12 protein-coding genes are annotated in these 12,340 nt (G+C 69.8%); 9 read left to right on the plus strand and 3 right to left on the minus strand.

Features of this window, described 5'->3' with window-relative positions:
* Nucleotides 1–21 precede the first annotated feature (21 nt).
* Both AB0M01_RS16275 and paaN read right to left on the minus strand, forming a co-directional pair.
* A complete protein-coding gene (locus AB0M01_RS16275) occupies nucleotides 22–1,407 on the minus strand; it encodes a serine hydrolase domain-containing protein (RefSeq protein WP_363669980.1) in 1,386 nt (461 codons plus the stop codon).
* Nucleotides 1,400–3,073, minus strand: a complete 1,674-nt coding sequence (paaN, locus tag AB0M01_RS16280) for a phenylacetic acid degradation protein PaaN (RefSeq protein WP_363669982.1) — start codon at nucleotides 3,071–3,073, stop codon at nucleotides 1,400–1,402. Before paaN ends, AB0M01_RS16275 begins: the two co-directional genes overlap by 8 nt.
* 78 nt (nucleotides 3,074–3,151) lie before the next feature.
* On the opposite strand from paaN, the gene paaI reads away from it, so the two are divergent.
* From paaI to paaK, 3 genes are read left to right on the plus strand one after another with little or no spacing between them, the layout of a single operon-like run.
* A complete protein-coding gene (gene paaI, locus AB0M01_RS16285) occupies nucleotides 3,152–3,589 on the plus strand; it encodes a hydroxyphenylacetyl-CoA thioesterase PaaI (protein WP_363669984.1) in 438 nt (145 codons plus the stop codon).
* On the plus strand, nucleotides 3,586–4,791 hold the full coding sequence (pcaF, locus tag AB0M01_RS16290; RefSeq protein ID WP_363669986.1) for a 3-oxoadipyl-CoA thiolase: 1,206 nt from the start codon (nucleotides 3,586–3,588) through the stop codon (nucleotides 4,789–4,791). Before paaI ends, pcaF begins: the two co-directional genes overlap by 4 nt.
* Before the next feature lie 14 nt (nucleotides 4,792–4,805).
* Nucleotides 4,806–6,119 carry a phenylacetate--CoA ligase PaaK gene (gene paaK / locus AB0M01_RS16295; RefSeq protein WP_363669988.1) on the plus strand — a complete coding sequence of 438 codons (1,314 nt, stop codon included), beginning with the start codon at nucleotides 4,806–4,808 and terminating at the stop codon, nucleotides 6,117–6,119.
* A gap of 54 nt (nucleotides 6,120–6,173) precedes the next feature.
* Here the strand turns inward: paaK and AB0M01_RS16300 are convergent, their stop codons facing one another.
* Nucleotides 6,174–6,794 carry a TetR/AcrR family transcriptional regulator gene (locus tag AB0M01_RS16300; RefSeq protein WP_363669990.1) on the minus strand — a complete coding sequence of 207 codons (621 nt, stop codon included), beginning with the start codon at nucleotides 6,792–6,794 and terminating at the stop codon, nucleotides 6,174–6,176.
* A 169-nt stretch (nucleotides 6,795–6,963) separates the two neighbouring features.
* On the opposite strand from AB0M01_RS16300, the gene AB0M01_RS16305 reads away from it, so the two are divergent.
* The 6 genes from AB0M01_RS16305 (at nucleotide 6,964) to AB0M01_RS16330 (ending at nucleotide 12,333) form a co-directional block, all read left to right on the plus strand.
* Entirely contained in the window at nucleotides 6,964–7,761 is a 798-nt protein-coding gene (locus tag AB0M01_RS16305) for an SDR family oxidoreductase (protein WP_363669992.1), read from the plus strand.
* Nucleotide 7,762: 1 nt separating this feature from the next.
* A complete protein-coding gene (locus AB0M01_RS16310) occupies nucleotides 7,763–8,878 on the plus strand; it encodes a DUF5938 domain-containing protein (RefSeq protein ID WP_363669994.1) in 1,116 nt (371 codons plus the stop codon).
* A 73-nt stretch (nucleotides 8,879–8,951) separates the two neighbouring features.
* Nucleotides 8,952–10,499, plus strand: coding sequence for a long-chain fatty acid--CoA ligase (locus AB0M01_RS16315; protein WP_363669996.1), 1,548 nt, complete (start codon nucleotides 8,952–8,954; stop codon nucleotides 10,497–10,499).
* A gap of 116 nt (nucleotides 10,500–10,615) precedes the next feature.
* Nucleotides 10,616–11,143, plus strand: a complete 528-nt coding sequence (locus AB0M01_RS16320; protein ID WP_363669998.1) for a DinB family protein — start codon at nucleotides 10,616–10,618, stop codon at nucleotides 11,141–11,143.
* A gap of 114 nt (nucleotides 11,144–11,257) precedes the next feature.
* Entirely contained in the window at nucleotides 11,258–11,896 is a 639-nt protein-coding gene (locus AB0M01_RS16325) for a DUF433 domain-containing protein (protein WP_363670000.1), read from the plus strand.
* On the plus strand, nucleotides 11,896–12,333 hold the full coding sequence (locus AB0M01_RS16330) for a DUF5615 family PIN-like protein (RefSeq protein ID WP_363670002.1): 438 nt from the start codon (nucleotides 11,896–11,898) through the stop codon (nucleotides 12,331–12,333). Before AB0M01_RS16325 ends, AB0M01_RS16330 begins: the two co-directional genes overlap by 1 nt.
* The last annotated feature ends 7 nt before the right edge of the window (nucleotides 12,334–12,340 follow it).

A 12,340-nucleotide genomic window follows, 5' to 3' on the forward strand; every position in this document is an offset into this window, starting at 1 on the left:
GCCAAAAGCACAGTCATCCAGTCAGCGTACGGCGGTGACCTTTTCGGGCAGCGAGTACTGCTCGATCGGGCGGCTGACCAGGCCGCTCGCCCCGCGCACCTCGGCGACCTTGCCGTCGGCATCGAACTCGAACCGCAGGTCCTCGCCGAAGCCACCGTAGCCGGAGCCGCTCGTCACCCGCACGGCGCTGTCGCCGGACGGCGAGAGCTCGGTCGGCTCGGCCGTCGGGTCGGCCCCGGTCGGGTCGATCTGGTAGAGCCGCCCACCGAGCAGCGCGATGTCCATCACGCCCCACAGGTTCGCGAACCGGCCGGTGAACCGGGCCAGGTCGCCCTCACCACGCTCCTTCGACACCGCCAGGTCGATCAGCTTCAGCACACCCTCGGCCAGCTGCGCCGCCGGGCCGTCGATCGCGTTGGTCAGCACTGCCACCGCGATCCGCCGCTCGGCGTCGACCATCGAGCGGGTGATGTGCCCGGGGTAGCCGCCGCCGTGCCCGAAGACGTCCCGCTTGGCGACCTGGTTGATCATCAGGCCGAGCCCGTACTTCGGCCCGTCCTCCTCCATCGTCCGCCACAGCCCGTGCTGCATCTGCCGCTTCGACGCGTCGCTGAGCAGCCGCTCGTCGCCCATGAGGTGCGCCGACCAGTAGCTGACCAGGTCGTGCGCGGTGCCGTAGAAGCCGGTCGCGGCGGCGAGCGCCCGGGTGTCGACGTGCTCGATCGGCACCCGCTGGTCGGCGTACGCGTAGGCGCTGTAGCCGACGGCGTACTCGGTGCTGCGCGCCGGGTCGAGCTCCGGCCCGAGACCGGCCAGGCCGAGCTTGTTCACCACGGCGGTCTGCACGTGCTCGTTGTACGACGTACCGGTGACCGCCTCGATCACCAGCCCGAGCAGCCCGAAGCCGATGTTGCTGTACTTGAACCGGTCGTTGTCCTCGAGCACCGCCGACGTGTCCGCCCGCAGGACGGCGAGCAGGTGCTCACGGTCCGGGAATGGCGTCGCGAGCTGCCAGAAGTCGGCCTCCAGGCTGTCCCGGGTGACGCCGCCGGCGTGGCTGAGCAGGTCGCGCAGCGTGCGATCGCCGAGCGGCGTCCCAACGATCTCGGTGACGTGCGCCGACGCCTTGTCGTCGAGCCGCAGCCGGCCCTGCTCGACCAGCTGCAGCACGGCCGTCGCGGTGAACGTCTTCGAGTGCGACGCGATCCGGAACAGGTGGTCGGTGGTGAGCGCGACGCCGCCCTCGACGTCGGCCGAGCCGTACGCCGAGGAGAACGCGACGCGCTCCCCGGCGTACACGGCGGCCTGGACCCCCGGGACCCGCTGGTAGCGCTGGTTGAACGCCAGCCAGGTGTCGTAGTACGCCAGGACTTCGGTCAGGGAGCGGTCATCCACAGGGTTAGGCATGCCGCCTAGATTGAATGACGCGGAAGCGACTCGCAACGTAGGCGCCGTCGGTGTACGTGGCGTTGGCGGCCGGATTCGCTCCGGTGCCGTGGAAGTCGCTGAACGCGGCCGACTGGTTCACGAAGACCTGGCCGGTCAGGTTCTCCGACAGCGCGACGCCGACGTCCAGCGCGGTGTCGCGGGCCAGCTCCAGCACACCGGCGTCGGTCGAGTAGATCCCGGCCGTCATCGCACCGCCTTCGGCGACCGTACGGCCGAACAGCGCGATCGACTCCTTGGTGTCCGCGGTCCGGACCAGGAACGAGACCGGCCCGAAGCACTCCTTGGCGAAGACACCCTCGTCCTTCGCGTCGACCGCGACCAGCAGCGGGGTCCGGACCACCGCGTCCTCGTACGCCGGGTGCTTGATCGCCCGCGACTGCAGCACCACGTCGCCGTACTCGTCGGCCAGCTCGAGCCGGCTGATCACGGCCTGGTTCACGATCCCGCCGAGGATCTCGACCGCGCGGGCGTCGTCGCCGAGCAGCTTGCCGATCGCGGTCGCGATCCCGGCACCGACCTCGTCGAACGACTTGTGCCCCTCGTCGGTCTCGATGCCGCCGGCCGGGACGAACAGGTTCTGCGTGGTGGTGCACATCTGGCCGGAGTACAGGGAGAGCGTGAAGGCCAGGTTGTTGCAGAGCGCCTTGAACGAGTCGGTGGAGTCGATGATCACCGCGTTCACGCCGGCCTTCTCGGTGAACACCGTGGCCTGGGTCGCGTTCTGCTCCAGCCACTCGCCGAACTCGCTGCCGCCGGTGAAGTCGATCAGCTTCACCTCGGGGCGCTGCGCGAGCGGCTTGGCCAGGCCGTCGCCGGGACGCTCGGCGACCAGGGTGACCAGGTTGGGGTCGAGGCCGGCCTCGGTGAGCACCTCGCGGCAGACGTCGACGGTGATCGCCAGCGGCAGGACCGCGAGCGGGTGCGGCTTGACCACGACGGCGTTGCCGGTGACGAGGGAGGCGAACAGGCCCGGCCAGGAGTTCCAGGTCGGGAACGTGTTGCAGCCGATCACCAGCGCGACGCCGCGGCCGGTGACGGTGAAGTTCTTGGTCATCCGGATCGGGTCGCCCTTGGCCGGCTTCTCCCAGACCGCCTCGGCCGGGTACCGGTTCATCTCCTCGTACGCGTAGGCGACGGCCTCGAGGGCCCGGTCCAGCGCGTGCGCACCGCCGGCCTGGAACGCCATCACGAACGCCTGGCCGCTGGTGTGCTGGACGGCGTTGGCGAGCTCGAAGACGCGCTTGTGCAGGCGGTCGAGGATCTCCAGCGCGACGCCGGTCCGGCCGTCGATGCCGGCCTTGCGCCAGTCGGTCAGCCCGGCCTGGGCCGCGGCGAGCAGCTCGTCGAGGCCGCTCTCGGTGGTCCGCGGGTACTCGACGTTCAGCTCGATCCCGAACGGCGACTGCTCGGTGACCACCGATCCGTTCGCGCCCGGGGTGGCCAGGGCGTACTCCTTGCCGAGATGCTGCTCGAAGGCGGCCTTGCCGTCGGCGGCGGCGGTCTCGCCGTACACCCGCGGGCTCGGCGACTCGGGGAAGGCGGAGAAGTAGCCACGGCTGCGGATCGCGGCCAGCGCCCCGTCGAGGCGGTCGCGGTGGGTGGCGAGCCAGTCGGTCGATGTCATCGGGTGCGCTCCAAGCTGAGGTGGTCGACGAGGCTGATGTTACAGTCGGCAGAAGAATCGGCGATAGGGTGTAACAGCGTGGACGAGAGCACCGGCGAGATCCCGCCGTCCCGGGTGGCCGCGGCGCTGTGGGCCGAGGACACCGCGAGTGCGATGCTCGGGATGCGCCTGATCGAGGTCGGCACCGGCACGGCGCGGCTGGAGATGACAGTGCGCGACGACATGGTGAACGGCCACGGTATCGCCCACGGCGGGTTCGTCTTCACGCTCGCCGACTCGGCGTTCGCGTTCGCCTGCAACTCGCGCAACCTGGTCACCGTCGCGCAGGCCTGCGACATCGTCTTCGTCGCCGCCGCACGGCGGGGCGACGTGCTCGTCGCGGACGCGCGCGAGCGGACCAGCTTCGGCCGCAACGGGATCTACGACGTCACCGTCACCCGCGGCGACGAGGTAGTCGCCGAGTTCCGCGGCCGCAGCCGCCAACTGTCCGGAACCGTCATCGAGGAGTCCGAATGACCCGCACCGCCTACCTTGTCGACGGCGTCCGCACCCCGATCGGCCGGTACGGCGGCGCGCTGGCCGCGGTGCGCCCCGACGACCTCGCGGCGGGCGTCATCCGGGCGCTGCTCGCCCGGCACCCGTCGCTCGACCCGGCGGCGATCGACGACGTCGTGCTCGGCTGCGCGAACCAGGCCGGTGAGGACAACCGGAACGTCGCCCGGATGGCCGTGCTGCTGGCCGGGCTGCCCGACAGCGTGCCGGGCTCGACCATCAACCGGCTCTGCGGCTCCGGTCTGGACGCGGTCGCGTCGGCAGCCCGGTCGATCGTTGCCGGTGACAACGACGTGGTGATCGCCGGTGGCGTGGAGTCGATGTCGCGGGCGCCGTTCGTGATGCCCAAGGCGACCTCGGCGTACTCGCGGTCGGCGGAGATCTTCGACACCACGATCGGCTGGCGGTTCGTCAACCCGGTGCTGCAGCGGCAGTACGGGATCGACTCGATGCCGGAGACCGCGGAGAACGTCGCGGCCGACTTCGGGATCGGCCGCGAGGACCAGGACCTGTTCGCGCTGCGCAGCCAGCAGCGTGCGGCCAAGGCGATCGCGAACGGCCGGCTGGCCGAGGAGATCGTCCCCGTCGAGGTCCCCGGCAAGCGCGGCGCGGTGACCGTCGTCGACACCGACGAGCACCCGCGCGAGACCTCGCTGGAAGCCCTGGCCGGGCTGAAGACTCCGTTCCGCGACCCGGGCACGGTTACCGCCGGCAACGCGTCCGGCGTGAACGACGGCGCGGCCGCGCTGCTAGTGATGAGCGGTGAGGCCGTCGAGCGGCTCGGCGTCACCCCGCTGGCCCGTGTCGTCGGTACGGCGGCGGCCGGCGTCCCGCCGCGGGTCATGGGGATCGGGCCCGCGCCCGCGACCCGCAAGCTGCTCGACCGGACCGGCGTCGCGCTCGCCGACGTCGGCGTGATCGAGCTGAACGAGGCGTTCGCGGCGCAGTCGCTCGCCGTACTGCGTGAGCTCGGGCTGCCCGACGACGCCGAGCACGTCAACCCGAACGGCGGCGCCATCGCCCTGGGTCACCCCCTGGGGATGTCCGGTGCCCGTCTCGCCCTGACCGCCGCCCTGGAGCTTCGCCACCGCGACGCCGGGTACGCGCTGACCACCATGTGCATCGGCGTCGGGCAGGGGATCGCCACCTTGCTCGCCCGACCGTAGAGAGGTCCCGCCAGATGACCGAGCGATTTCTCGGTGAAGCGTGCCCGCCCGAGCTGCAGGACGCGGGCGAGCGGATGTCCGTCGACGAGCTGCGGGCGCGGCAGCTTGCGCAGTTGCAGGCGACGGTGCGTTCGGCGTACCAGAACGTGCCGCACTACCGCGCCGCGCTGGACGGGGTCGGGTTCCAGCCCGACGACCTGCAGTCGCTCAGCGACCTGTCGCGGCTGCCGTTCACGTCGAAGAAGGATCTGCGGGACAACTACCCGTTCGGGATGTTCGCCGTGCCGCGATCCGAGGTCGTGCGGGTGCACGCTTCCTCCGGTACGACGGGCCGCCCGACCGTCGTCGGCTACACCCGTGGCGACATCGACCGGTGGGCCGACCTGATCGCGCGGTCGATCCGTGCCGCGGGCGGTCGCGCGGGCGACGTGTGCCATGTGGCCTACGGCTACGGTCTTTTCACCGGAGGACTGGGCGCGCACTACGGCGCCGAGCGGCTCGGCTGCACGGTCGTCCCGGTCTCCGGCGGGATGACCGAGCGGCAGGTCGACCTGATCCGCGACTTCGGCGCCGAGATCGTGATGGTGACGCCGTCGTACTTCCTGTCGATCCTGGACGAGATGGACGCCCGCGGGCTCGACCCGCGGGACACCGCGCTCCGGATCGGGATCTTCGGCGCCGAGCCGTGGACCGAGCAGATGCGGCTCGAGGTCGAGCAGCGGACCGGGATGCACGCGGTCGACATCTACGGTCTCTCGGAGGTGATGGGCCCGGGCGTCGCGCAGGAGTGCGTGGAGACCAAGGACGGGCTGCACATCTGGGAGGACCACTTCTACCCGGAGGTGATCGACCCGGTCACCGGCGAGGTGCTGCCCGACGGCTCCGAGGGTGAGCTCGTCTTCACGACCCTCACCAAGGAGGCGTTCCCGGTCCTCCGCTACCGCACCCGCGACCTGACCCGCCTGCTCCCCGGCACCGCGCGCCCCGGGATGCGCCGGATGGAGAAGATCACCGGCCGCACCGACGACATGATGATCGTCCGCGGCGTGAACGTCTTCCCGACCCAGATCGAGGAACAGCTGCTGCTCGTCGAGGGCCTCACCCCGCACTACCTGTGCGTCCTGACCCGCCCGAACCGGCTGGACGAGCTGACGGTGCAGGTCGAGGCGGCGCCCGGACTGCTGGATCAGACGGCGGCGGGCCGCGAGCTCGCGCACCGGATCAAGACCCACATCGGCGTCACGGCCGCGGTCGAGGTCGTCGAGCCGCACGCGCTGGAACGCTCGCTGGGGAAGGCGAAACGGATCAACGACCGGCGGAAGCTCTGAGGGCCGGCTCCCTGGAGGAGAGCGGCTCGGTGATCGGGCGTGCCGACTTGTAGGTCAGGGCTGCAGGAGTTTGGGCAGGGTTTGGTGGGCGGCGGCGCTGAGTTCCTCGGTGGCGCCGGGGACTCCTGCGAGGTGGCGGAGTAGCGCCTGGGTGAAGAGGCCGTCGAGGAGTCCGTAGGCGGTCGACGGGGTGACCGCGAGGGGTTTGCCGGCGAGGTCGGCGTACGTCGTGACGACGCGCCAGATCATCAGCTCGAGGGTCTGGTCGATCTCCAGGACGTCCTTGCGGAACGACTCCTCGAACAGGGCCTGGTTGCGCAGGTCGTACCAGAGGCGGTGCATCGAGGCGTCCTCGCGGCAGGTGGTCGCCAGCGCCTCAGCGAAGTCGGCGCGCAGGCCCTCGGCGGTCGTCGCGGTGACGACGATCTCGTCGTACCGGGTGACGCACTCGGCCTTGTACTGGCGGACGCAGTGGGTGATCAGCTCCACCTTGTCGCGGAAGTAGTAGTGCAGCACGCCGTGCGAGAACTCGGAGTTCTGGGCGATCTCGCGCAGGCTGGTCCGGGCGTAGCCGAGCTCGGACAGTGTGCGCAGCGCGGACGTGGCCAGCTGGCTGCGGCGCTCCGCGAACTTGTCCACCTGCCGGCGGGAGATCCGGTCCGTCACCTCGGTCATCGGCAACCCTCCTGCGAAAAGCTTACCCGCTCACCCCGATTTTCTTGACAGTTGTCCAAGGAAGTCTTGACGACTGTCCAGAGATCCGTGACGCTGAGGGCATCGCCCGGTCACCGCCTCACCGGTGGCCGTGGCGTCAAAGCATCCGCACCGTGCGAGGGGAGATGCCATGTACGACCTGACCGGACGCAGGGCACTGGTGACCGGGGGCGCCCGTGGCCTCGGGGCCGGGATGGCCGCGGCGCTCGCCGCCGCCGGTGCCGCCGTCGTGATCGCCGACATCTCCGACGAGCTCGGCCGGCAGACCGCCGACGAGCTGAAGCAGACCGGCGCCACCGCGGCGTACGTCCCGCTGGACGTGACCGACGACGCCGCCTGGGAGTCCGCGATCACCGCGACCGTCGGCGAGCTCGGCGGACTGGACATCCTGGTCAACAACGCCGGCGTCGAGCTGTCCGGCCTGGTCGCGGACCTCGACCCGGACGACGTCCGGAAGATGCTGGACATCAACGTGCTGGGCACCGCCCTCGGTGTGAAGCACGCGTTCCGGGCGATGCGCCCGGGCGGTCCGGCGGGCTCCGGCGGCTCGGTGGTCAACATCTCCAGCGTCGCGGCGACGATCCCCTTCCCCGGCATCGCCGGGTACTCCGCGACCAAGTCCGCGGTCGACCGGCTGACCCGCGTGGCCGCGATGGAGTCCGGCAAGCTCGGGTACGGCGTCCGGGTGAACTGCGTCTACCCCGGCCTGGTCCCGACCGAGATGGGCATGAAGCTCGCCGCCGACATGGTGACGCTCGGCCTCTGGCCGTCGGCTGAAGCGGCGGTCGGCGACGTGATCGGGCTGACGCCGCTGGGCCGGCTCGGCGAGGTCGGCGACATGGCCGACGCGGTGGTCTTCCTGGCCAGCGACGCGGCGAAGTTCATCACCGGCGCGGGCCTGCCGGTCGACGGCGGAATGGGGATGTGAGATGACCAAACCAGTCGTCGTGTACGGCGCCTCCGGCTACACCGGCCGGCTCGTCTGCGAGTACCTGCGCGAGTACCACGTGCCGTTCATCGCCGCCGGCCGCGACAAGGCCCGGATCCAGGAGGTGCTCGACAGGGTCCCCGGGATCGAGACCGTCGAGCACGAGGTGGTCGAGGTCGACCACGAGGTCGGCGCGCTGACCGAGCTGTTCAGCGGCGCGAAGGTGGTCAGCAACATGGTCGGCCCGTTCGTGAAGTACGGGCCGGAGGTGGTCGAGGCGTCGCTCGCCGCCGGCTGCCACTACCTGGACACCACCGGCGAGCAGGACTGGATGCTGGCCGCGCAGACCAACTGGGGTGACAAGTTCGCCGACCAGGGCCTGCTGCTCGGGCCCGGGATCGCGCAGATGTACACCACCGGCGAGATCGCGGCGAACATCTGCCTGGAGACGCCCGGGCTGGACACCCTCGACATCCTGGTGCTCTGGAAGGGCTTCCCGACGTACGCGTCGACGCAGACGATCTTCACGATCCTGAAGGCGGACTGGCACTACCTGGAGCAGAACCAGCTGGTGAAGTGGGACCCGCTGACCACGTTCGAGGTGAACGTACCGGGTCAGCACGAGTCCGCGCTGGCGCTGCCGTGGGGCGGCACCAGCCACCCGGTCTGGTTCCGCAACGACCCGCGGGTGGCGAACGTCAAGGTCGCCGGCGGCGTCTTCGACCGGACCGTCATGCAGGGCGTGGTCGAGGCGGTGAAGATGGTCGAGTCGCAGATCAAGACGCTGCCCGCCGACCAGCAGGAGGCCGCGCTGGCCGAGGTCGCCGCGTCGGTCCAGGCCAGCATGCCGCCGCGGGAGAACCCACGGATCAACACCTCGCTGGACTCGGTCTACGCGACCGGACCGCTCGGCCGCGCGCACTGCGTGATCTACGGCAACAGCAACTACAAGCAGACCGGCGCGCTGCAGGCGTACGCCGCGTACGCGCTGCTGCAGCAGCCGCCACGCCGGGCCGGGCTCGCCTCGGCCTGCCAGGCCTTCGGGCACCGCGAGCTGCTGGGTGTGCTGCGGAGCTTCGGGCTGGTCCTCGAACCGGTTGTGACCGTCCACCACTGAGCCAGGCGCGGGGGCGTCCCTCAAACCCCCCGGATCGCTCCCGCGCCTGTTCCACCCGGTCGAGGAGTTGCGCGTGCGGTTGTACGACTATCTGGACAAAGGGGCGTCGCTCGGTCCGGCGGCGCCCTGTCTGACGATGGACGGGACCAGCCTGAGCTACGGCGAGGTGCAGGAGCTGTCGTACCAGGTCGCGCGGGCGCTGGCCAAGAGCGGGATCGGTCCGGGCGACAAGGTCGCGATTCTGTCGGCGAACAACCCGATCGCGTTCGCTTGCGTGTTCGGGATCGCGCGGGCCGGCGCGGTCTGGTGCCCGGTCAACCCACGTAACGAGGCGGCCGAGAACCGGGACCTGCTGGACGCCTTCGACTGCTCGGTGCTGGTGTTCCAGCGCGCCTTTCTTCCTTTGGTGCAACGGATCCTGCCCGACCTGCCGAAGCTGCGGCTGGTCGTCTGCCTCGACGATTCCTTGCCTGAGGCAAGCAGCTTGACCGAGTGGCTGGACGGCGTACCGGCGGAGCCGTGGCAGGCCGATCCGGTCGACGACGTCGCGCTGCTGGTCGGCACCGGCGGCACCACCGGGCGGCCGAAGGGCGTGATGCTGATCGGGCGGAACCTGGAGACGATGTCGGCGATCACGCTGATGGCGTATCCCTTCGAGGGCCGCCCGGTCTACCTCGCGCTCGCGCCGCTGACGCACGCGGCCGGTGTCCTGTGCTTCCCGGTCCTGACGCTCGGCGGCGAGATCGTCGTGATGCCGAAGCCCGATCTCCCCGCGTTCCTGCGGCTGGTCGAGCGGCACCGGGTCACGCACACGTTCCTGCCGCCGACGCTGATCTACATGCTGCTGGCCGAGGAGTCCTTGCCCAGCACGGATCTGAGCTCCCTGCAGTGCTTCTGGTACGGCGCGGCGCCGATGTCGGCCGCCCGCCTGGAGGAGGCGCTGGAGCGGATCGGGCCGGTGCTGGCCCAGCTGTTCGGCCAGAGCGAGGCGCCGATGATGATCGCGACGATGGCGCCGGCCGACCACTTCCATCCCGACGGGTCGCCCGCGGTGGAGCGTTTCACCTCCGCCGGGCGGCCGAGTCCGCTGACGCAGGTCGCGATCATGGCGGACGACGGGCGGCTCCTGGATCACGGTGCACGCGGGGAGATCGTGGTCCGGGGGTCGCTCGTGATGGCCGGCTACTACCGCGACCCGGCCGCGACCGCCGCGGCTTCGAAGTACGGATGGCACCACACCGGGGACATCGGGTTCCTGGACGACGACAACTACCTCTACATCGTGGACAGGGCGAAAGACATGATCATCACCGGTGGGTTCAACGTGTACTCGGCCGAGGTCGAGCAGGCGCTGATGACGTACCCGGCGATCCAGGACTGCGCGGTGGTCGGGCTCCCGGACGAGAAGTGGGGCGAGCGGGTGACCGCCGTGCTGCAGCTGCACCCGGGGCTGACCGTGACCGAGTCCGAGGTCCGCAACTACGTGAAGAGCCGGCTCGGCAGCGTGAAGACCCCCAAGCAGGTGGTGGTCTGGACCGAGCTGCCGCGCTCGAAGGTCGGCAAGGTGCTCAAGGCCGAGGTGAAGGCAATTCTGTTGAACTCCGGGTCCGCCGGCCGCTAGGGTTCAGGCAACGACGAGAGGAGGTGAGCGCGATGTCTGGTAACACCCTCGTGCTGCCGACTCGTCCTTCCCGCGACTGAGCGGCGGCTCCGCAATTCTCTGTTTGGGAGTCGTGCATGACCGAAGTGACCCGTCCGCCGCTGACCGCGGACGAACGCACCCAACTGACCGGCTGGCTCGATCTGCAGCGGTCGTTCGTGCGGATGAAGTGCAAGGACCTCAGCCCGGCCGACGCGCACCGCAAGCTGTTGCCGACGTCCCCGCTGATGACGGTGGCGGGCCTCGTCGCCCACCTGCGCTGGAACGAGTACTCCTGGTTCCAGCTCAACATGGCCGGCGTGCCCGACACCGGGCAGACGCCGTGGACCGACGACGGGCACGTCGACGCCGAGATGTTCGTCGACGACGTCCCGCTGGCCCAGCTGCTCGACGAGTACGACGAGGAGTGCGCACGCTCGAACGCGACGATCGCGGACCTGCCGCTCGACGCGCTGGAACAGGGCCCGCCGGAGATGCGCGCGGGCGGCGGCGCCGCCTCGCTGCGCTACGTGCTCTGCCACATGATCGAGGAGACCGCCCGGCACGTCGGCCACCTCGACATCATCCGCGAGCTCCTCGACGGGCGCACGGGGTACACGGAATAGCGGGACTGATCTGCCCAGGGGATTCCCGGGGCAGATCAGCACGTCGTCCACAATCCCCGAAAACAACGCCTCGGTTGAGGTTACGATCGAATCTCCAACGGATGGAGGTGTTCGATGGCCTATCGGCCACAGCTGGCTGCGGCGTTGTCGGGCGCGTCCGTCCACCAGCTCGCGTACTGGAGAAAGTCGACCGCCTCCGAGGGTCCTCTTCTCGTCCCGGAGGTCTCACAGCAACCGCTGCTGTACTCGTTCCGCGACGTCATCGCGCTCCGGACCACCGTCTACCTCCGCAAGCGGATCTCGCTGCAACGGGTTCGCCGGGCGATCCAGAGCCTGTACGACCTGGGCGAGGGAGAGCACCTTTCGACGTACCGTCTCGTCGCTCAAGGCAACAGCGTCGTGCTCATCGCCCCTGACGATTCGCCGGCCGTCGACCTGGTCGACCATCCGGGACATCAGGTGACGGTCGTGATGTCCGACGTACTGCAGGCATTCGTCACGGCTGATCAGGTGCCGGTGCCTGACCTGCTCCACCCGCGTGATGCCCTTCAGGTCGATCCTGAGATCCGTGGCGGCCATCCCGTGATTCTTGGCACCCGGGTGCCGTTCGAAGTGGTCGCCGGCCTACTCCGCGACGGCGTCGCCGCCGAGGCGATCGCCGACTTCTACCCGTCCGTCGGCGCCGCGGCCGCGACGGACGCACTCGATTTCGCTGAGTACGTCGACCGTTTCGGCCGGACATCTGCGGCCTGATGCGGATCCTGCTCGACGAGGACGTCGCCGTTCAGGTCCTCGAGCCGCTGAGACACGTGCTGCGCGGCCACCGGGTCGACCATGTCCAGAAGTTGGGTTGGAGCGGCAAGAAAGACCTCTTCGTCCTGCGGGATGCCGCGGCACAGAACTTCGAGGTCCTGGTCACCAACGATGCGCGCCAGCTGGACGATCCAACTGAGACAGCGGCGATCAAGAGGAGCGGCCTCCATCACGTTCGCTACCGTCAGAAGTACGACCTCGGCGTCAGGGGACTGGCGCTCGCGTTCGGCGCTGTCGTGTCCGCGATGCCGTTCGTGGTAGCGGAGCTTGCGATGGCGGAGGGTCAGCGGCTGGTGCGGATCAGCAGCATCGGTCCTGATGGACGCCACTCGACCGTCGACCCAGCGACTGACCCTCCCAAGTACTGGCCTCGCTGACTGCCCT

This window comes from Kribbella sp. NPDC051770 (assembly GCF_040681455.1).
GTDB lineage: Bacteria > Actinomycetota > Actinomycetes > Propionibacteriales > Kribbellaceae > Kribbella.

Coding starts and splice junctions, on each gene's coding strand:
- AB0M01_RS16275 (WP_363669980.1), bottom strand. CDS start 1,407: ATGCCTAACCCTGTGGATGACCGCTCCCTGACCGAAGTCCTGGCGTAC.
- paaN (WP_363669982.1), bottom strand. CDS start 3,073: ATGACATCGACCGACTGGCTCGCCACCCACCGCGACCGCCTCGACGGG.
- pcaF (WP_363669986.1), top strand. CDS start 3,586: ATGACCCGCACCGCCTACCTTGTCGACGGCGTCCGCACCCCGATCGGC.
- paaK (WP_363669988.1), top strand. CDS start 4,806: ATGACCGAGCGATTTCTCGGTGAAGCGTGCCCGCCCGAGCTGCAGGAC.
- AB0M01_RS16300 (WP_363669990.1), bottom strand. CDS start 6,794: ATGACCGAGGTGACGGACCGGATCTCCCGCCGGCAGGTGGACAAGTTC.
- AB0M01_RS16305 (WP_363669992.1), top strand. CDS start 6,964: ATGTACGACCTGACCGGACGCAGGGCACTGGTGACCGGGGGCGCCCGT.
- AB0M01_RS16310 (WP_363669994.1), top strand. CDS start 7,763: ATGACCAAACCAGTCGTCGTGTACGGCGCCTCCGGCTACACCGGCCGG.
- AB0M01_RS16320 (WP_363669998.1), top strand. CDS start 10,616: ATGACCGAAGTGACCCGTCCGCCGCTGACCGCGGACGAACGCACCCAA.
- AB0M01_RS16325 (WP_363670000.1), top strand. CDS start 11,258: ATGGCCTATCGGCCACAGCTGGCTGCGGCGTTGTCGGGCGCGTCCGTC.
- AB0M01_RS16330 (WP_363670002.1), top strand. CDS start 11,896: ATGCGGATCCTGCTCGACGAGGACGTCGCCGTTCAGGTCCTCGAGCCG.